Annotated in this window: 22 protein-coding genes; 7 read left to right on the forward strand and 15 right to left on the reverse strand. The window is 67.3% G+C overall.

The annotated features are described in order from the left end of the window. Window positions 1–187: 187 nt before the first annotated feature. Window positions 188–1,096 carry a biotin synthase gene (locus tag QUV35_RS10845; protein WP_300873552.1) on the reverse strand — a complete coding sequence of 303 codons (909 nt, stop codon included), beginning with the start codon at window positions 1,094–1,096 and terminating at the stop codon, window positions 188–190. Window positions 1,097–1,371: 275 nt separating this feature from the next. Here QUV35_RS10845 and QUV35_RS10850 point away from each other — a divergent pair, with 275 nt between their 5' ends. The 3 genes from QUV35_RS10850 (at window position 1,372) to QUV35_RS10860 (ending at window position 2,846) form a co-directional block, all read left to right on the forward strand. Then, window positions 1,372–1,896, forward strand: coding sequence for a ComF family protein (locus tag QUV35_RS10850; protein WP_300873554.1), 525 nt, complete (start codon window positions 1,372–1,374; stop codon window positions 1,894–1,896). Between the two features lie 11 nt (window positions 1,897–1,907). Further along, window positions 1,908–2,381 carry a tRNA (uridine(34)/cytosine(34)/5-carboxymethylaminomethyluridine(34)-2'-O)-methyltransferase TrmL gene (trmL, locus tag QUV35_RS10855; protein ID WP_300873556.1) on the forward strand — a complete coding sequence of 158 codons (474 nt, stop codon included), beginning with the start codon at window positions 1,908–1,910 and terminating at the stop codon, window positions 2,379–2,381. A gap of 141 nt (window positions 2,382–2,522) precedes the next feature. Then, window positions 2,523–2,846, forward strand: a complete 324-nt coding sequence (locus QUV35_RS10860) for a hypothetical protein (protein ID WP_300873558.1) — start codon at window positions 2,523–2,525, stop codon at window positions 2,844–2,846. A 9-nt stretch (window positions 2,847–2,855) separates the two neighbouring features. Here QUV35_RS10860 and QUV35_RS10865 read toward each other — a convergent pair whose 3' ends face one another. The 9 genes from QUV35_RS10865 to QUV35_RS10905 form a co-directional block, all read right to left on the reverse strand. Continuing rightward, entirely contained in the window at window positions 2,856–3,311 is a 456-nt protein-coding gene (locus QUV35_RS10865; protein WP_300873560.1) for a MaoC family dehydratase, read from the reverse strand. 61 nt (window positions 3,312–3,372) lie between these two features. Next, on the reverse strand, window positions 3,373–3,990 hold the full coding sequence (locus QUV35_RS10870) for a ParA family protein (RefSeq protein WP_300873562.1): 618 nt from the start codon (window positions 3,988–3,990) through the stop codon (window positions 3,373–3,375). A gap of 73 nt (window positions 3,991–4,063) precedes the next feature. After that, entirely contained in the window at window positions 4,064–4,819 is a 756-nt protein-coding gene (locus QUV35_RS10875) for a sulfite exporter TauE/SafE family protein (protein WP_300873564.1), read from the reverse strand. Window positions 4,820–4,890: 71 nt separating this feature from the next. Continuing rightward, window positions 4,891–5,190, reverse strand: coding sequence for a Dabb family protein (locus QUV35_RS10880; protein ID WP_300873566.1), 300 nt, complete (start codon window positions 5,188–5,190; stop codon window positions 4,891–4,893). A gap of 5 nt (window positions 5,191–5,195) precedes the next feature. Beyond that, window positions 5,196–5,501: a YciI family protein gene (locus tag QUV35_RS10885; RefSeq protein ID WP_300873568.1), complete on the reverse strand. Its 306-nt coding sequence runs from the start codon at window positions 5,499–5,501 to the stop codon at window positions 5,196–5,198. Between the two features lie 10 nt (window positions 5,502–5,511). Continuing rightward, window positions 5,512–6,831, reverse strand: coding sequence for a TRAP transporter large permease (locus tag QUV35_RS10890; protein ID WP_300873570.1), 1,320 nt, complete (start codon window positions 6,829–6,831; stop codon window positions 5,512–5,514). Beyond that, window positions 6,828–7,382, reverse strand: a complete 555-nt coding sequence (locus tag QUV35_RS10895; protein WP_300873572.1) for a TRAP transporter small permease subunit — start codon at window positions 7,380–7,382, stop codon at window positions 6,828–6,830. Before QUV35_RS10895 ends, QUV35_RS10890 begins: the two co-directional genes overlap by 4 nt. A 149-nt stretch (window positions 7,383–7,531) precedes the next feature. Further along, the gene (locus QUV35_RS10900) at window positions 7,532–8,623 is read right to left on the reverse strand and encodes a C4-dicarboxylate TRAP transporter substrate-binding protein (protein ID WP_300873574.1); all 1,092 of its coding nucleotides are present in this window, start codon (window positions 8,621–8,623) and stop codon (window positions 7,532–7,534) included. Window positions 8,624–8,661: 38 nt separating this feature from the next. Next, window positions 8,662–9,492, reverse strand: coding sequence for an intradiol ring-cleavage dioxygenase (locus QUV35_RS10905; RefSeq protein WP_300873577.1), 831 nt, complete (start codon window positions 9,490–9,492; stop codon window positions 8,662–8,664). Window positions 9,493–9,619: 127 nt separating this feature from the next. Between QUV35_RS10905 and QUV35_RS10910 the strand changes: the two genes are divergently transcribed. Then, window positions 9,620–10,549 (forward strand): LysR family transcriptional regulator, encoded by a 930-nt coding sequence (locus QUV35_RS10910; RefSeq protein WP_300873579.1) that lies wholly within the window; start codon window positions 9,620–9,622, stop codon window positions 10,547–10,549. Between the two features lie 15 nt (window positions 10,550–10,564). On the opposite strand, the gene QUV35_RS10915 is transcribed toward QUV35_RS10910, so the two are convergent. From QUV35_RS10915 to QUV35_RS10935, 5 genes are all read right to left on the reverse strand, one after another. Continuing rightward, window positions 10,565–11,623 (reverse strand): maleylacetate reductase, encoded by a 1,059-nt coding sequence (locus QUV35_RS10915; RefSeq protein WP_300873581.1) that lies wholly within the window; start codon window positions 11,621–11,623, stop codon window positions 10,565–10,567. Next, the gene (locus QUV35_RS10920; RefSeq protein WP_300873583.1) at window positions 11,620–12,489 is read right to left on the reverse strand and encodes an NAD(P)-dependent oxidoreductase; all 870 of its coding nucleotides are present in this window, start codon (window positions 12,487–12,489) and stop codon (window positions 11,620–11,622) included. The genes QUV35_RS10915 and QUV35_RS10920 overlap by 4 nt, the downstream gene beginning before the upstream one ends. 131 nt (window positions 12,490–12,620) lie before the next feature. Then, window positions 12,621–13,823 (reverse strand): 3-oxoadipyl-CoA thiolase, encoded by a 1,203-nt coding sequence (pcaF, locus tag QUV35_RS10925; protein WP_300873585.1) that lies wholly within the window; start codon window positions 13,821–13,823, stop codon window positions 12,621–12,623. 118 nt (window positions 13,824–13,941) lie between these two features. Further along, window positions 13,942–14,664: a 3-oxoacid CoA-transferase subunit B gene (locus tag QUV35_RS10930; protein WP_300873587.1), complete on the reverse strand. Its 723-nt coding sequence runs from the start codon at window positions 14,662–14,664 to the stop codon at window positions 13,942–13,944. Next, window positions 14,661–15,362 (reverse strand): 3-oxoacid CoA-transferase subunit A, encoded by a 702-nt coding sequence (locus tag QUV35_RS10935; RefSeq protein WP_300873589.1) that lies wholly within the window; start codon window positions 15,360–15,362, stop codon window positions 14,661–14,663. The genes QUV35_RS10930 and QUV35_RS10935 overlap by 4 nt, the downstream gene beginning before the upstream one ends. Window positions 15,363–15,465: 103 nt before the next feature. Between QUV35_RS10935 and QUV35_RS10940 the strand changes: the two genes are divergently transcribed. From QUV35_RS10940 to QUV35_RS10950, 3 genes are read left to right on the forward strand one after another with little or no spacing between them, the layout of a single operon-like run. Beyond that, complete coding sequence (locus QUV35_RS10940; RefSeq protein ID WP_300873591.1) at window positions 15,466–16,266, forward strand: IclR family transcriptional regulator C-terminal domain-containing protein; 801 nt, start codon at window positions 15,466–15,468, stop codon at window positions 16,264–16,266. After that, window positions 16,263–16,913: a trimeric intracellular cation channel family protein gene (locus tag QUV35_RS10945; protein ID WP_300873593.1), complete on the forward strand. Its 651-nt coding sequence runs from the start codon at window positions 16,263–16,265 to the stop codon at window positions 16,911–16,913. The genes QUV35_RS10940 and QUV35_RS10945 overlap by 4 nt, the downstream gene beginning before the upstream one ends. A 27-nt stretch (window positions 16,914–16,940) precedes the next feature. Continuing rightward, entirely contained in the window at window positions 16,941–17,375 is a 435-nt protein-coding gene (locus QUV35_RS10950; RefSeq protein ID WP_300873595.1) for a DUF1841 family protein, read from the forward strand. The last annotated feature ends 134 nt before the right edge of the window (window positions 17,376–17,509 follow it).

Raw genomic sequence — 17,509 nt, forward strand, 5'->3', positions numbered from 1 at the left:
TTTGCCTGGCTCACCATCCACCGCCGGTACTGGTCGCAGTCGACCCGCAAGTCGGTGCGTTGGCAAAGGGAAAATGCCCTCGAAATTTGGCCAGCGCCGATTGTAGCGGCGTGACGGCGGGCCTCTCCTGACAAAGGCGCCACTCCCGAGTGGGACAAGGTGGCTTGATTGAACGCGCGCCGTCACCTCAGCGGCGACCGGCTCGCAGCATGGCGCGCATGTCATCCACCGCCAGGGTGGTGCTGCTGGCCAGTGGCACCCGGGGCACGGGCTTGAAAGCATGCCCGTAGATGATCTCGAACGTCAGAACCAGTCGCCCGTCGGGTGAGCGCGGCAGGTCCGCCTCGATGGCAGCGCACAGGCGGGCGTGCCAATGGCGCGAGCGGCAGGCGCCGTGGCGCTGGTCGCTCAGATTGCGACCGAGCGCGCGCAGCTCGGCAATCAGCGGCGCTGCACCGCTGAAAGACAGCGTGATGCGCTCCATGTCCATCACTGGCTCGGCAAAGCCGGCGTGCACCAGCATGTCGCCCCAGTCGTGCATGTCGGTGAACGCATGCGCCGGCAACGGCCAGCCTTCGCCGGCATACAGCGCACGCAGCTCCCTCAGGCTGTCGGGTCCGAGACAGGAAAACATCAGGAAGCCGTTGGTTTCGATCTGCCGGTTCCAGCGCGCCAGCAGCGTCTGCGGTCGGGCCTCCATGTGCAGCGCCATGTTGGCCCAGAGCATGCGCACGCGGGTGTCGGCGGTGGCGGCGGCCGGGCCTTCGGATCGACCCCAGCGCAACGGATTCAGCGACCGGGCGGGCGCCTCCCGCGTGGCCTCCATCGCCTGCGCCTGTCGACGGGCCGTCAGGTGGCACGCAGCGTTCGGCAGCATGCCCCGCAGCTTCCGGTGCACTTCCAGCCCGCCCTGCACCGGCTCCCAGTGCAACCAGCTGGTCGGCTGTTCACGAAACCACGGCAGTCGATCGGCCATGCGGGAACCCACCTCCTCGTGCAGCCAGGGACTGCTCGGGGCCTCGCGTTGCAGCCAGCGCTGCGCAGCCACGGGGTCCAGTCCGGGCACGGGGTTTTCGGGGGTGTCGGGTGTGTTCAAGCGGGGAAGCGGTCCATTGCCGCATGGGGGTATCGGCGGCAGCGCGCCAGTATATTGGCCCGATGCCCGCCGCCCGTCTCGCGCTCCTGGATGCCCTGCCCGCGACCTGCCAGGTCTGTGCAGCGTGGCCGGCCCAACCGGTGTGCCCAGCCTGCCTGCGACGCTTCGCGGTTACCCAACCCCGATGCAGGGCCTGTGCGGCGGTGCTGCCTGGCGAACTGCCTTTGTGCGGCGCCTGCCGGATCCGCTCAGGGCCCCCCGTCCTGCAGCAGTGCGTGGCGGCCGTGGACTACGCCTATCCGTGGGACGGCTTGCTGGCCCGCTTCAAGTTCCACTCCGAGCCCGGCTGGGCCAGGCTGTTTGCCGGTCTGATCCTGCAGGTGCCGGAGACCCTGCCCCTGTTGCAGACCTGCGGACTGATGGTGCCGGTGCCGCTCACACCCCGGCGGCTCGGCGAGCGCGGCTACAACCAGTCCTGGGAACTGGTCAAGACGCTCGGGCACCTCGTCCGTCGGCATGGAGCGGCGCCGAACTGTGCTGCGCGGGCCTCGGTGCTGGTGCGCCTGGGCGATGCGCCCGATCAGCACAGCCTGGGTCGGGATGCGCGCCTGCGCAACCTGCGTGGCCTGTTTGTCGTGCACCCCGCCCATGCGCCCGCACTGCTCGGGCAGCATGTGCTGCTGGTGGACGACGTGACCACCACCGGCGCCACACTGCAATCGGCCGCGCAGGCGCTGCTGCACGCCGGGGCCGGGCGGGTGAGTGCAGTCGTGTTCGCGCACACACCGGCGAGCCGGTAAGCTCGGCAGCCATGTTCAACATCGTGCTCGTCAGTCCCGAAATCCCACCCAACACCGGCAATGTGATCCGCCTGAGCGCCAACACCGGTTGTGCGCTGCACCTGATCGAGCCGCTGGGGTTTTCCATGGACGACAAACACATGAAGCGCGCCGGGCTCGACTACCACGAGTACGCCGACCTGCACCGCCACGCCGACTGGGACACATTCCTGCGCACCGCGCGGCCAGACCCCGACCGGCTGTTCGCCTTCACCACACGGGGCAGCCACAGTGCTTTCAGCAACGCATTCCAGCCTGGCGACTGGCTGGTGTTCGGCTCGGAGACCCGCGGCCTGCCCGATGCGCTGCGCGAGTCCATGCCGCTTGCCCAGCGTCTGCGACTGCCCATGCTGGCGGGCCAGCGCAGCCTCAACCTGTCCAACTCGGTGGCCGTCGTGGTGTTCGAGGCCTGGCGCCAGCAGGCGTTTTCGGGTGCGGTTCCGTGATGCAGATCACGCGCCCTGCCACGGCAGCATCCCCTCAAAGCTTGCACAGGGCAGATAATTTCGCATGTTCATCTGCATCGTGACACCTGCTGCCGTGGCAGCCGCCAGCCCCCTGGTGGCGCCGTGCGTCCGGAGAACCGATTGATCACTTCCATTGCCCGTTGGCTCGGGGTGCGCACGGCGCCCCGCAAGCGAAGCCCGCACCGGGCCACGCTCAAGGACCTTGCCGGCATTCGTAACCACCTGCTGCAGGCGATCGACGATTGCCTGGACCAACCCGCCCTGCGCCTGCGCACCAAAATCGAATCAGCACGCACCCCGCAAGAACTGTGGATGCTGCGCAACGATGCGTTTCAGCTGATCTCCCAACAGCACAACCAGTCGGTGGCGGCGGAGCGCATCAATGCGCTGATCCAGTTCTTCGAAGGCTGGCTCGAGCCCAAGCAGCTCGTGCGCATCAAGTAAGACCCGTCTTCACGGGTAGCGCCGCACCAGCGATTCGGCGAAACACACCGGTTTGTCGGCGCCTTCACGCTCCACCACCACGGCCCAGGTCATTTGCAGGCCGCCACTTTCGATCGGCTCGCAGGCCTGCAAGCTCATGCGGGCGCGGACGCGACTGCCCACGGGCACGGGCGCCGTGAAGCGCACGCGGTTGAGCCCGTAGTTCACTCCCATGCTGGAGCCTTTGATCTCCAGCGCAGATTCAAAGAACACCGGCAACAGCGACAAGGTGAGAAATCCGTGCGCGATCGGCGCACCAAAAGGTCCGGCCCGGGCCCGCTCCACATCGACGTGAATCCACTGGTGGTCGCCGGTGGCCTCGGCGAAACGGTTGACCTGTTCCTGGGTGATGGTCACCCAGTCGCTCACAGCCACTTCCTGGCCCAGGCAGGCCGCCACATCGGCCAGTGTTTCGAATGTTTTCATGCGGGCCACTGTACTTCCGACAGGCGCCGGCCCATGTCGGCACCGGGACAGGACAGCCTGCTCAGGCGTCCAGCCACTGGCAGATGGCCTGCCACTGCAGCAGGTCTTTTTCAACCCGGCCGGGCGCCACATCGAACAGGGTGAGGCCGCGTGCGGCGAGGTGGATGTAGTTCTGCGTGTCGCGCAGGGTGCCCAGCACCGGCAGACCCAGGCCGGCCACGAATTCGTTGAGCTTGTCGGCCGCGATGGTGCGGGGGTCGACCCGCATGCCGACAATGCCGATCTGCAGCTTGTCGGCCCGGCGCGATTCCGCCAGTTCGTCGAGAAAGGCGCGGGTGGCGTAGATGTCGAAGATGCTCGGCTGCAGCGGCACCAGCACCTTGTCGGCGATCTTGAGCACGTCCTTGAAACGCCAGCCGTGCAGGCCGGCGGGCGTGTCCAGCACCACGTGGGTGGTTTCCTTCGGCGGGCGGGCGATCAGGTCGTGCGAGACCTGCCAGCTCTGGATGGGTCGCGCGGCCGGCGGTCGAAGCTTGAGCCACAGCGCCGACGACTGCTGGCGGTCGACGTCGCCGAGCATCACCGGATGGCCCTGGCTGGCAAAGTAGCCGGCCACGTTGGTCGACAGCGTGGACTTGCCCACGCCTCCTTTGGGATTGGCAACCACCACGATCGGCATCAGGAGCTCCTTGGCTGGAAAACGGCCCGCACGCCGCAGGCGCAGGGCGGGGCTGGAACGGCGAGCGCCTATGTTATGCCAGCGCGTCCCAGACGAGCTTGCAGCCCGTGAGGAACATCCCGGTGTAGACCAGGCGGTAGAACAGCAACGGCTTGATGCGGTGAGCGATGCGAACGCCCACCCACACGCCGATGGGCGCAAACGGCAGCAGTGCCAGCGAGGTCGTCATGTTGCGCACATCCAGCAAACCCAGCCAGGCGTACGGGATCCACTTGGCCAGGTTGATGAAGAAAAAGAAAAACGCGAGCGTGCCGGTGAACAGCAGCGGCGAGAGCCGCAGCGGGATCACGTAGGCGTTGAGCGGTGGTCCGCCTGCATGCGCGATGAAGCTGGTGAAACCCGAGGTGATGGAGAGCAGGGCACCGATCCACTTCGGCGGCGGCGGGCTGTCGGGCCGGGGTGGAAACACCAGCCGTTGCGCCAGGAACAGCAGCGTGAACACCCCCACGATGCCGGCCACCATGCGGGCGTCCAGCAGCTTGAACAGCAGCGCCCCGACCACGATGCCCGCCAGACCGAAAGGCAGCAGGAACATCAGCAGGCGCCGGTCCACACTCTTGCGGAAGGCCGCCATGCCCAGCAGGTCCATGAGCAGCAGCACCGGCATCAGGATGGCCGCCGCCTGCGGCACTGTGACGGCCAGGGCCATCATGGGCACGGCCAGCGAGCCAAAACCGGCGCCAAAGCCGCTTTTGCTCACGCCCAGCAGCAGCACCGCCGGGATCGCCACGGCATAAAAGAACGGATCGGTGATCAGCGACAGGGCCACGGCAGCAGACAAAAGAAGAGCCCGCGTGCAGGCGCGGGCTCGTTGGAGTGGGCTGATTATCGGCGCTGGCCTCAGGCGGCGTAGTCCACCTGGTGACGCGTCACGCGCAGGCCTTCGATGGCTTGCCGGACCCGCAGGTGCTCGGGATGAACGGCGTAGGCATCAAGCGCAGCCTGTGATTCGAACTCGGAATAGAGCACCACGTCGCAGGCGTAGTCGACACCGCTGCGGTCCACCCCGATCTCCAGGCGCAGCAGACCGGGGATCTTGTCGCGCAGCGCTTCGAAGGCGTGCTTGACGCGCTCGATCGAGGCCGCCTTGCCCTCCCCGGCGGCGGCCTGGATGTTCCACATCACGATGTGCTTGACCATGGTGTTCAGGCTTGGGGTGGAAAGCCGGCCCGTTGCGGCCAGAGGTTGACGAAGGCCTGCACCGAGGTGCTGGCGTACAGCCCGGCCTGGGTGAAGGGCTCGCCAGCCAGCCAGGCGTGGGCCGCGTCGCGGGACGCAAAGTCGATCACCAGCAAGCTGCCCAGCATGGTGCTGCCGTCATCGTGCACGAACGGGCCGGCGAAGGCGATGCGATCGGCCACCGCCGCGAGACAGGCCTTGTGAGCCGGCCGCACGGCCGCGCGCAGCGCCGCGGAGTCGGGCTTGTCGATGAGGATGAAGGCGAACAGCATGGGAGCACTCTCAGAGGTAGGCCAGCCAGGTGGACAGGCTGGGGAAGGCGGCCAGGATGACCAGCATGACGAGCATCATCAGCACGAAGGGGAAGGTACCGGCAAAGATGTCGCGCACGCTGATGCGCGGATCGTTCAGCGCCGACTTCACGGTGTAGACCGACACACCGAAGGGTGGCGTGAGCAGCCCGATCTCGACCGCCACCACGGTGATCACGCCGAACCACACCACGTCCATGCCGAAGGCACGCGCGATGGGCAGCACGATGGGCAACATGATCAGCATGATGGACACCGAGTCGATGATGCAGCCCAGCGCGATCACGATCAGCACGTACATGAACAGGAAGCCCCAAGGCCCGAGGCCGAGGTTTGTGATGCCTTCGGTCACGGCCGATGGCATGCCGGTGAGCGCGAGCATGCGGCTGTAGAGCATGGCCGCGATGATGAGGAAAAGGACCGACACCGAGACAAAGCCGGTTTCCACGAGCACCTGCCACAGCTTGCGCCAGGTCAGGCGTCCGCGCACCAGCGCAATCACGAGTGCGCCGGCTGCCCCCACGGCACCCGCCTCGGTGGGCGTGAAGAAGCCGGCGTACAGACCGCCCAGCACCAGCGTGATGAGCAGCAGGATGGGCAAGAACTTGATGGCGGCCGACAGTGGCGTTTCATCGATGCCCGCACCCACGCCGGCCAGCGCTTCGGGTGTGCCCACCTTGTGCGGCACCAGCCACGCCATGCCCACGATCAGCACGCAGAAGCCCAGCGCGAGCAAAGCCCCGGGAACGATGCCGGCGATGAACATGCGGCCGATGGATTCTTCGGCCAGCACACCGTAGATGATCATCAGCAGGCTGGGCGGGATGAGCATGCCCAGCACCGACGAGCCCGCCACCACGCCGACCGAAAACCGCGGCGTGTAGCCGTGGCGGATCATCTCGGGCACCGCCACCTTGGTGAACACCGAGGCCGAGGCGATGGAAATGCCGGTGATGGCGGCAAACACCGCGTTCGCCGCCACCGTGGCCAGGCCCAGGCCGCCGCGAATGCGGCGCATCAGCCACTGGAACACATCGAAGGTGTCACGCCCCACGCCCGACACGCTCACCAGCATGCCCATGAGCACAAACAGCGGAATGACGCCGAACAGGTAGTCGCGGATCGCATCGTTGGCCGAAGCCGCCACGAAACGGGCCGCCACCTCCGGGCTCTTGATGAGCCACACGCTCACAAAGGAAGTGGCGATCAGCGCAATGCCGATGTGCATGCCGAAGTAGATGCCGGCCAGCATGCAGACGATGGCGGCGATGCCGATGTGCAGTTCGGTCATGCCGCCGCTCCGGCTGCGCGCCAGTCCTCGATCGCCAGCAGGACGTATTGAAGGGCAGCCAGCGCCGCACCGCACAACACCACCAGCCGCATGGGCCAGGTGGGGAAGGTGAAGATGCCTTCGATGCCCAGGAATTCGTCATTGCCCCAGGCGCGGCTGAGCAGCGGCCAGGTGGCCCAGGCGATCACGCCGCAGGCGAAGAAGCCCACCACCGAGAACACCGCCCGCAGGCGCTTGCCCGCGCGGGGGCGCTGGAGGATGAAGGGATCGATGAACAGGTCTGCCCGGCTCATGCGGCCGTGGCGCAGCGTGGCCGGCAGTTGAAGGAACACGATCACCACGATGGACGTGGCCACCAGCTCGGCCACGCCGTCGATGGGCTGGTTGAGCAGGTTGCGCATGAGCACATCCACCACCATCAACACCATCACCATTCCGATGACGACCGAGCCGAAGGCATTCAGACCGTCGACCAGTCGCCCGAAAGCACTGCCGGGCGCACCGGCAGTCGGTGGCCCGCCTTCCAGGTCGGTGTTGGCTTCAAAGCTCATGAGATGAACCCGGAAAAGAAAAGGAAGAACACGACAGATACGTCCGAGGCGTGATGTCCCACCCAAGGTGACCGCGGGTCCGGCTTCGCCGGCCCCAGGTCACACCCCCTCCAGGGGGTGACGCGCAGCAGGCGCGGCGCGGGGGTGGCTCAAAGTTCTTTGTCCCAATCGCGCGCGGGTGTCACACCGCGTTTGCGCAGCGCATCCATGTAGGTCTTCACGATCTCCTTGGCAGGGCCTTTGGCCGCGTTCGTCTTCGCCCATTCGGCCGCCAGGTTCGGCATGGTCTTGACCCACTTGTCGCGCTCGCCCGAACTCATGTTGGTCACGCGCACCGACGGCGTCTGCTTCGCGCCATTGGTTTCCATGGTCTTGAGCGCGGCCTCGTAGCGCTGCATCAGCGTGGCACCCAGGGCCTTGGAGTATTCCTTGCCCACGTCCTTCACGATCTGCTGCACCTCGGGCGGCAGACCGGCATAGCTGTCCTTGTTCATCGCCATGCCGCCGATGTAGAGCGCGCCGATGTTCACCGTGGTAATAAAGGGCGCCACCTCGTAGATCTTGTTGGGCAGGATGCCGGTGGCGATCGAGATCGTGCCCTCGCTGACCCCCGTCTGGATGTCGGTGTAGTAGCTGGTGAGCGAGCCGTCCACCGGCACCGCGCCAGAACCCTTGAGCCACAGCCCGATGCTGCCCGGCGCGCTGATCTTGCGGCCCTTGAGGTCGGCGTAGGTGGCGATCGGGTTCTTGGTGAACAGGTGGTAGGTGTCCACGCCGGTGGCGCCCAGAAACACCATGTTGTTGCGGTCCCATTCCTTCTGCAGGGCGGGCACCTTCTCGTTCATTTCGTTGGCCACGTCCAGGATGATGCGCACGTCGTCGGTGGTGAACGGCGTCACGGTGCCGAACTGCGAGAGCGGCATCTTGGCGGCCTCCAGGTTGTGGAACACCCATCCGATGTCGGTGATGCCCTGCTCCACGCTGGTGAGCGTGGCGTTCATCTTGTAGAGCTGGCCGCCGTAGGCCTCGCGCCATTCGATCTTGTAGCCCTTGTTGAGCGCGGCCACGCGCTTGTTGACCTCGGGCACGAAGAGCGAACTCATGAGACCGACCCAGGGCAGCGTGGTGGGATGGCTCGAGGCAATGGTCAGCTTGAAGGTCTGCTGCGCATGGGCGGTGCCCAGGCCGGCGGCGGTGAGCGCGGCCACCAGGGTGGTCGTGAGGAAGGCGCGTTTCATCATGGTCTTGTCTCCTTGTGGTGGGGCGGGAACGAAAAAACTCAGCGGACCGGATTGAGCACGAAATCGAACTCGACGAGATGGCTGCCGTCGGCCTGGGGCAACCAGTCGGCAATGAGCGACTGGCGCACGCCGAACACCGCATCGGAGTCCAGGTACTGATCGCCGTTGCGAAACACATGGGTGATCAGGGTCTGGTAGCCCGGGGCCTTGATCAGGAAGTGCAGGTGAGCCGGGCGCCACGGGTGGCGTTTGGTGGCCTTGAGCAGGTCGCCCACCGGGCCGTCCTCGGGTATCGGATAGGCCTCGGCCAGGATCGAGGTGAAGTGGTATCGGCCCTGCGCGTCGGCCTGCAGCACGGCGCGCGCCTGCGCATGCTCGCAGTCGGTTCGCTGCACGTCGTACTTGCCCTCGGCATCGGCCTGCCAGACCTCGATGTGCGCCTGCGCCACGGGCGCACCGTCCAGGCCGCGCACCGTGCCGCGAACCTTGCAAGGCGTGCCCTTCGCACCCTGTGCCACGTCGCCGCCGAGCTCGACGTGCGGCGCGCCTTCGACGTGGAAAGGACCGAACACCGTGGCCTCGGTGCAGCCCTGCGGCTTGTCGTTGTTCATCGCCACGGTGAGCATCGACAGGCCGAGCGTGTCCGACAGCAGGATGAACTCCTGGCGCTTGTCGTCGCACTTCTGGCCGGTGGCGGTGAGGAATTCAATGCCCTGCATCCACTCGGCCTCGGTCAGCTTCACTTCGCGCGCGAATGCGTGCAGGTGCTGCACCAGGCTGGTCATGATTTCTTTCAGACGCGGATCGGGCGTCTGCGCGAAGCGCGCGATCACCGCCTGCGTGATGTTGTACTGGTCGAGGTTTCGCACGGCCTGTCTCCTGCTGGTTCTTCCTGCGGGGTTTTCTCTGTAGGCCTGCACTGTAGAAGCTGCGCACAATCCCATCCAGTGCGGCGCTGCAAATGACTTTTCCGCGCGCTGCAAATACGGGGTGAACATGGATCGCTGGACCGAAATGGAGTTGTTTGTGCACGTGGCCGAGAGCGGCAGCCTCAGCCGTGCGGCGGAGTTGATGAACATCTCCAACGCCAGCGCGAGCCGGCAGCTCGCCGCACTCGAGGAGCGCCTGGGCGTGCGCCTGGTTGAACGCAACACCCGCCGGCTCTATCTCACCGACACCGGCCAGCAGTTCTTTCAACGCGCACGCAGCATCCTGGCCGACCTGCGCGACGCCGAATCCACCGTGAACGCGGCCGCGCTCAACCCCACCGGCACGCTGCGCATCAGCGCCTCGCTCTCGTTCTCGCTGCACCACATTGCGCCGCTGCTGCGCGAATACACCGAGCGCTACCCCAACGTGACCGTGCACGTGGAAGCCGCGAACCGCTACCTGGACATCATCGACAACAACATCGACGTGGCGATCCGCAACCGGGAGGTCGAGCCCGACAGCAACATCACGATCCGCCGCCTGGCCGAGACGCGCCGGGTGCTCACCGCCTCGCCGCGGTACCTGGCCAGACACGGTTTCCCAGCCACCCTGGACGAGCTTCAGAAGCACCACATGCTCATCTACGTGCACGCCAACAATCCCTACGAGCTGCGCTTCACCCGCGGCGGTGAAAGCCGGACGGTGGCGGTGAAGGCGCTGCTCGAATCCAACGACGGGCAGATCCTGCGCGCCGCTGCACTCGACGGCCTGGGCATCCTGGTGCAGCCCAGCTACATCGTCTACGACGACATCGTGGCCGGGCGCCTGGTGCCGGTGCTCGACGACTGGGACCTGCCCCGCATCACGGTGAACCTGGCCTATCCGAGCCGCAAGCACCTGAGCGCCAAGGTGCGCACCTTCATCGACTTCATGGCCGAGCACTTCGTGAAGATGGGCTACGAGCGCAAATGGACGGGGCGCTTCACGGTGTACTGAAGGCCGGGTCCGGTATCAGCCCGGTCGTTTTCCTTCAAACGCGTCCTGCAGCAAGCGCCGTATCGGGCCCGCCTCCAGTGCCCGAGGGTTCGGGTACTGGTTGCCCATCGCGATGTCGCAAGCCCGGTCCAGATCGGCTTCCTTCATGCCGATGTCCTTGAGCGCCACCGGCGCGCCGTTGTCCCGGGCCAGATCAAACACCGCCTGCGCGGCGCTGGCGCCGCCGAGCGCCGTGGCGATGCGCGCCATGGCCTCGGGCACGGCAGCGGCGTTGTACGCCAGCGCATGCGGCAGCACGATGGTGTGGGTTTCGGCGTGGGGCAGGTTGAAACTGCCGCCCAGGGTGTGGCAGAGCTTGTGGTGCAGTGCCATGCCCACCGCACCCAGCACGGCGCCGCAGAGCCAGGCGCCGTAGAGCGCATCGGATCGGGCCGCCACATCGCCGGGGTGGGCCCGGATCCGCGGCAGCGCTCGACCCAGGGCCGCCATGCCTTCCTGCGCCATCAGGCTGATGACCGGGTTGGCGTCGACCGCGTACAGCCCCTCGGCTGCGTGGGCGATGGCGTTGATGCCGCTGGTCACGCTCAGGGCCACCGGCAGGCCCAGGCTGAGTTCCGGGTCGTAGATCACGGTGCGGGGCAGCACACGGATGTCCTTCCCGGTTTTCTTCAGGCCGGCTTCGGTGATGCCGTAGATCGGTGTCATCTCCGAGCCGGCGTAGGTGGTGGGAATGGCCAGGATGGGCAGGCCCGAGTCGAGTGCGATGGCCTTGCCCAGGCCGGTGGTGGAGCCGCCCCCGATGGCCACGGCACAGTCGGCACCGAGTTCCCGGGCCACCTCGCGCGCTTCGCGCGCGGTCTCGATCGGCACATGCATGACGGCGCGGTCGAACACACCCGCCGCACGGTCGCCCAGCAGGGCCACCACCCGCTCGGCCATGCCACGCTGCTCGGGCGTGCACAACACCAGCGCACGGTGCGCGCCCATGACGTCGATCTCGCGCGGCAGTTCGGCCAGCGAACCGGCGCCGAACACCACGCGTGAAGGCAGGCTCTGGTAGGTGAAGCGTTTCATGTGGACAACCCCGCACTGCGTTCGACCACCTTGATGATGGCGGCGTAATCGGCTCCGGCGTCACCGTGGGCACGCGCGGCGTCCATCAGCTGGCGCGTCATGGCGGTTTGCGGCAGAGGCACCTGGTGGTCGCTGGCGGCACCCAGGATGAGATCGAGGTCCTTGACCATCTGGTTCACGGTGAAGGTGGCGGAAAAATCGCGCTCGGACAACTGCGCCGACCTGGCCTTGAGAATGGGCGAGGCCACTGCGCTGGCGCCCATCACGCGCCACATGTCGTGCCAGTCGAGCCCGCCCTTGCGGCCCAGCGTGAGCGCCTCGCCCAGCATGGCGCTGGTCTGCGCGATCATCAGGTTGATCACCAGCTTCATCAGGCGCGCCTGCTCGGCTTCGCCCAGGTAAAACTGGTTGGGTCCCCAGCATTGCAGCAGCGGCAGCACGCGGTCGTAGGTGGTGCGAGGACCCGAGGCCAGCACGGTGAGCTGCGCGGCTTGCGCCATCTGGTTGTTGCCCGACACGGTGGTGCGCAGGTGCTCGACACCGGCTGCGGCGCAGATCTGCGCGGCTTGCGCCGACGCGGTGGGCGACACGGTGCTGGTGTCGACCCAGAACGAGCCCGGTTGCGCGTGGGTGGCGACCTGAACCGCCACCTCAAGCAGGGCAGCGTCGTGCGGCAAGGAAGAGAAGACGCCGTCGGCCTGCTGCAGCGCCCTGCTGAGGTCGGGCGCCACGGCGAGCCCGAGCCCGGTGGCGACCGCCACCCTGGCCGGGTCGAGGTCGCTCACGCCGAGTTCTGCGCCGCCAGCGCGCAGGTGCAGGGCCATGGGCAGGCCCATCTTGCCCACGCCGATGAAATGCAGTTGCATGGAAAGTCTCCGGGTCGCGGGTGTCGCTTGAACCTGCGCACTCCAGCGTCTCGCTCAGTGTCGCGTTGCGCTCGGCACACTTCAACCGGCGCTGCGCAAATCAGTTTTGCGCGGGCCGAAAAACGGGCGCCTCAGACGCGTTCGATCACCAGCGCAATGCCCTGCCCGACGCCGATGCACATGGTGCACAGCGCGTAGCGACCGCCCGTGGCGTGCAGGCGGTTCACCGCCGTGGTGGCCAGGCGCGCGCCGCTGGCGCCCAGCGGGTGGCCCAGCGCAATCGCACCGCCCCAGGCGTTCACGCGCTCGTCGTCGTCCTGCAGGCCGAGCATGCGCAGCACCGCCAGGCCTTGTGCGGCGAAGGCTTCGTTGAGTTCGATCACGTCCATCTGCGCCAGCGACAGGCCGGTGAGCGCCAGCACCTTCTGCGTGGCCGGTGCCGGGCCGATGCCCATGATGCGCGGCGCCACGCCCACGGTGGCCATGCCGACCACGCGCGCGCGCGGCGTGAGGCCGCTCTTCTTCGCGCTGGCTTCATCGGCCAGCAGCAGGGCACAGGCACCGTCGTTCACGCCGCTGGCGTTGCCGGCGGTCACGCTGCCGTCGGGCCGCACCACGCCCTTGAGTTTCGCAAGCGACTCCAGGGTGGTGGCGCGCGGGTGCTCGTCGTGCTCCACCACCAGGGCGTCGCCCTTCTTCTGCGGAATCGTCACCGCCACGATCTCGCGCGCGAGGTGTCCGGCCTTCTGCGCGGCCACGGCCCTGGTCTGGCTGGCCAGGGCCATGCGGTCCTGCGCCTCGCGCTCGATCTTGAATTCGGTCGCCACGTTCTCGGCGGTCTCGGGCATGGAGTCCACGCCGTACTTCTCCTTCATCAGCTTGTTGACGAAGCGCCAGCCGATGGTGGTATCAAACACCGCGTTGTTGCGGCCGAAGGCGGTTTCCGACTTCGGCATCACGAAGGGCGCCCGGCTCATGCTCTCCACACCGCCGGCGATCATGAGACCGGCCTCGCCCGCACGAATGGCGCGCGCCGCGGTGCCCAGCGCGTCAAGGCCCGAGCCGCAGAGGCGGTTGATGGTGGCGCCGGGCACTTCCAGCGGCAGGCCGGCGAGCAGGCTGGCCATGTGCGCCACGTTGCGGTTGTCTTCGCCGGCCTGGTTGGCGCAGCCAAAGATCACGTCGGTGATGGCGGCCCAGTCCACGCCCGGGTTGCGCTGCATCAGCGCGCGCAGCGGGATGGCGCCGAGGTCGTCGGTGCGCACGCTGGAGAGTGCACCGCCGTAGCGGCCGATGGGAGTGCGGATGGCGTCGCAGATGAAAGCTTGGGTCATGGCAGGGTCTTCAAAAACACCGTTTGCCCTGAGCTTGTCGAAGGGCTCTTGCGGTGTGGGTTGGCGGGGGCTTCGACAGGCTCAGCCCGAACGGACATTTTGCTGGGTCCAGACAGACTCAGGTCGCGATGGGCAGGCCCACCAGGCGTTCGAGTTCGGCGTGCTCCAGACCGTCGACCTTGTCGATGAGCCTGAGGCCGAGCGGCGTGCATTCGAGCGTGGCGAGATCGGTGTAGATGCGTTTCACGCAGGCGACACCGGTGAGCGGGTAGGTGCAGCTGGGCACCACCTTGCTGCGGCCCTGCTTGTCGAGCAGATCCATCATCACCCAGGTCTGTTTGGCGCCCACGGCCAGGTCCATCGCGCCGCCCACGGCGGGAATGGCGCCCGGCTCGCCGGTGCTCCAGTTGGCGAGATCGCCGGTGGCCGAGACCTGAAACGCTCCGAGCACGCAGATGTCCAGATGGCCGCCGCGCATCATGCCGAAGCTGTCGGCGTGGTGAAAGTACGAGCCTCCCGGCAGCAGCGTCACCGGCTGCTTGCCGGCGTTGATGAGGTCGTAGTCTTCCTCACCGGCGGCTGGTGCCGGGCCCATGCCCAGAATGCCGTTCTCGCTGTGCAACACCACCTCGATGCCCTGGGCGAGGTGGTTCGCCACCTGCGTGGGCATGCCGATGCCCAGGTTCACGTAGGCGCCGTCGTGGATGTCGCGCGCGACGCGCTGCGCGAGTTCGGCCTTGCTGCGGCGCTGGGGAGCACGATCCGGCGCCGGGCCGCCCCAAGCCGGATCAGCCCCCTCGGGGGGCAACGACCCGCGAAGCGGCGGAGTGTGGGGGCTCATGGTTCCCCCTTGAAACCGCCGGCCTGGGTGGCCACGCGGTCGATGCGAACGATGTTTCCAACGTGGATGCCGGGGGTGACGATGGTTTCCGGGTCGAGTTCGCCGAGTTCGACGATGTGGTGCACGGTGGCCACCGTGTGGCGCGCAGCCATCGCCATGACCGGCCCGAAGTTGCGCGCGGCCTTGCGGTAAGTGAGGTTGCCCCAGCGGTCGCCGCACTCGGCCTTGATCAGCGCCACATCGCCGGGCAGTGGCGACTCGAACACGTGGTGGCGGCCGTTGATCTCGCGGGTCTCCTTGCCCGCGGCCAGGGCCGTGCCATATCCGGTCGGCGTGAAAAACCCCCCGATGCCGGCGCCGGCCGCGCGCAACCGCTCGGCCAGGTTGCCCTGGGGCACGAGTTCGAGCTCGACTTTTCCGGCGCGGTAGAGCGCGTCGAACACATGGCTGTCGGCCTGGCGCGGGAAGCTGCAGATGATCTTGCGCACCCGCCCGGCCGCCAGCAGTGCGGCCAGCCCGGTGTCGCCATTGCCGGCGTTGTTGTTCACCACCGTGAGGTCGCGCGCGCCCTGCTCGATCAGGCCGTCGATCAGCTCGGAGGGGATGCCCGAAGTACCGAAGCCGCCGATGAGCACGGTGTGCCCGTCCTGCACGCTGGCCAGCGCGTCGGCGATCGACGGGGAAATCTTGTTGATCACATGGTCTCCTGTGCGGGCCTTGGGCATCGCGTTGAAATTTTGTTCGCCTGAAGAACAAATGTTCGTAGATTGAATTATAAACAGGACATTGCGCCATCCGACCATGCCGACCGCCGACACCACCACCCCACCCCGCCCGGGCGACAGCTACGTTCAGTCGTTCGCACGCGGGCTCGAGGTCATCCGCAGCTTCAGCGCGCAGGCGCCGCGCCAGACACTCAGCGAAGTGGCGGCGCGCAGCGGCCTCACACGCGCCGGCGCCCGCCGCATCCTGCTCACGCTGCAGGCGCTGGGTTACGTGGAGAGCGACGGCCGTGACTTCCGCCTCACCGCGCGCATCCTCGATCTCGGCTTTGCCTACCTGTCGTCGATGCCGATCTGGAACCTGGCCGAGCCGGTGGTCGAGGCGCTGGTCGACTCGGTGAAGGAATCGAGCTCGGCCGCGGTGCTGGACGGCACCGACATCGTCTACGTCATGCGCGTGCCCACCCACAAGATCATGAAAAACTCGCTCGGCATCGGTTCGCGCCTGCCGGCGTACTGCACCTCGCTGGGTCGCATGCTGCTGGCCGGGCTGGACGACACCGAGGTGCGTGAGCGGCTGCAAGCCTCCGACCTGCAGCCGCTCACCCGCCACACCGTCACCGACCCGGCCGCCTTGCTCGGCCGCGTGCAGGCAGCGCGCAGACAGGGTTGGTGCCTGGTCAACCAGGAGCTGGAAGAAGGTCTGATCTCGCTGGCTGCGCCGCTGGTGGACGCCGGTGGCCGCACCGTCGCGGCACTCAACCTCAGTGGTCAGGCCAACCGCACCAGCGCACGCGTGGTGCAGGAAACCTTGTTGCCCCCGCTGCTGGACGCAACCCGCCAGATCTCGGCCCTGCTCGCGGTGAAGGGCAGCGCATGAACCCGACCCTGAACAACGTGGCCCTGTGGGGCGAAGGCCTGCGGCTGCTGGTGGAGGTCGGCGCCACCGCGGCGTTTGCCCTCTCGGGCGTGATGGCGGGCGCACGCAAGCAGCTCGATGCGGTGGGCGTGTGCGTGGTCGGATTTCTCGCGGCCTTCGGTGGCGGCACGCTGCGTGACCTGCTGCTGGACCAGCGGCCCTTCTTCTGGGTGCGCCACGTCGAACTGCTGTGGGGGGTGCTTGCGCTGTGTGTGCTGGCCATGCTGTTCCTGCGCTCGCGGCACTTCGCGCTCACCGAGCGCGCCATGCAGTGGCCGGACGCGCTGGGCCTGGGCCTGTTTGCCGCCACCGGCGTGCACCAGGCGCTGCTGCTGGACATGCCCGCCCTGGTGGCGGTGCTCATGGGCCTGATCACCGGGGTCTTCGGCGGCGTGCTGCGCGACGTGGTGTGCAACGAGATTCCCAGCGCTTTCCACGACCACCGGCCCTACGCCGTGTGTGCATTCGCCGGCAGCTGGGTCCATGTGGGTCTGTGGCACCTGCAGGCACCGGGCTGGGTGGCGCTGCTGGCCTGCGTGGCCGTCACCGCCGGGCTGCGCGGACTGGCCCTGTGGCGCAACTGGCAACTGCCTGCCTGGCGGCTGTGAAGCCCGGCGCTGCGGGACAATCACCCCATGTTCAACCCATCCCAAGCCGATGTGCGCCGCTTCTTCTGCGCGGTGCACGCCAAGACAGAGCAGCAGCAGCCCATGGAGGCGATCGAGACCCTCGCCAGCCAGTGGATCGCCGAACATCCCGAGTACCACAACGAACTGGCCGATCTGGACGGGTCACTGGCGCGCATCGGCGCGCCCGGCACCGAACGCGACAACCCGTTTCTGCACCTGTCGATGCACCTGTCGATCAGCGAGCAGTGCAGCATCGACCAGCCCCCCGGCATTCGCCAGGCGGTGGAACTGCTCGCCGCGCGCCGCGACGACCTGCACGCCGCTCACCACGAGGTGATGGAGTGCCTGGGCACCATGTTGTGGGAAAGCCAGCGATCGGGACGCCCCCCCGACGGGCAGGCCTACATCGACCAGGTGCGCCGAAGGGCGACGGGAGATTGACACCCCCCGCGTCGCCTTCGGCGCCTCCCCCCTCTCTCGCCTTCGGCGGGAAGGGGGCGACATCCTGGGCCGGTGGAGCCGGACCCTTGATGCCCCTGGATCAGATGACCTCGTGCCTGCGGACCGCGCTCCGG

Source organism: Hydrogenophaga sp., from assembly GCF_030373225.1.
Lineage (GTDB): Bacteria > Pseudomonadota > Gammaproteobacteria > Burkholderiales > Burkholderiaceae_C > Hydrogenophaga.

What these genes read in the sequence shown, in the direction of transcription:
- QUV35_RS10940 (WP_300873591.1), top strand. Translation starts at nt 15,466, where the DNA reads ATGCCGACCGCCGACACCACCACCCCACCCCGCCCGGGCGACAGCTAC.
- QUV35_RS10920 (WP_300873583.1), bottom strand. Translation starts at nt 12,489, where the DNA reads ATGCAACTGCATTTCATCGGCGTGGGCAAGATGGGCCTGCCCATGGCC.
- QUV35_RS10915 (WP_300873581.1), bottom strand. Translation starts at nt 11,623, where the DNA reads ATGAAACGCTTCACCTACCAGAGCCTGCCTTCACGCGTGGTGTTCGGC.
- QUV35_RS10950 (WP_300873595.1), top strand. Translation starts at nt 16,941, where the DNA reads ATGTTCAACCCATCCCAAGCCGATGTGCGCCGCTTCTTCTGCGCGGTG.
- QUV35_RS10910 (WP_300873579.1), top strand. Translation starts at nt 9,620, where the DNA reads ATGGATCGCTGGACCGAAATGGAGTTGTTTGTGCACGTGGCCGAGAGC.
- QUV35_RS10890 (WP_300873570.1), bottom strand. Translation starts at nt 6,831, where the DNA reads ATGACCGAACTGCACATCGGCATCGCCGCCATCGTCTGCATGCTGGCC.
- QUV35_RS10895 (WP_300873572.1), bottom strand. Translation starts at nt 7,382, where the DNA reads ATGAGCTTTGAAGCCAACACCGACCTGGAAGGCGGGCCACCGACTGCC.
- QUV35_RS10870 (WP_300873562.1), bottom strand. Translation starts at nt 3,990, where the DNA reads ATGCCGATCGTGGTGGTTGCCAATCCCAAAGGAGGCGTGGGCAAGTCC.
- QUV35_RS10885 (WP_300873568.1), bottom strand. Translation starts at nt 5,501, where the DNA reads ATGCTGTTCGCCTTCATCCTCATCGACAAGCCCGACTCCGCGGCGCTG.
- pcaF (WP_300873585.1), bottom strand. Translation starts at nt 13,823, where the DNA reads ATGACCCAAGCTTTCATCTGCGACGCCATCCGCACTCCCATCGGCCGC.
- QUV35_RS10900 (WP_300873574.1), bottom strand. Translation starts at nt 8,623, where the DNA reads ATGATGAAACGCGCCTTCCTCACGACCACCCTGGTGGCCGCGCTCACC.
- QUV35_RS10880 (WP_300873566.1), bottom strand. Translation starts at nt 5,190, where the DNA reads ATGGTCAAGCACATCGTGATGTGGAACATCCAGGCCGCCGCCGGGGAG.
- trmL (WP_300873556.1), top strand. Translation starts at nt 1,908, where the DNA reads ATGTTCAACATCGTGCTCGTCAGTCCCGAAATCCCACCCAACACCGGC.
- QUV35_RS10930 (WP_300873587.1), bottom strand. Translation starts at nt 14,664, where the DNA reads ATGAGCCCCCACACTCCGCCGCTTCGCGGGTCGTTGCCCCCCGAGGGG.
- QUV35_RS10865 (WP_300873560.1), bottom strand. Translation starts at nt 3,311, where the DNA reads ATGAAAACATTCGAAACACTGGCCGATGTGGCGGCCTGCCTGGGCCAG.
- QUV35_RS10945 (WP_300873593.1), top strand. Translation starts at nt 16,263, where the DNA reads ATGAACCCGACCCTGAACAACGTGGCCCTGTGGGGCGAAGGCCTGCGG.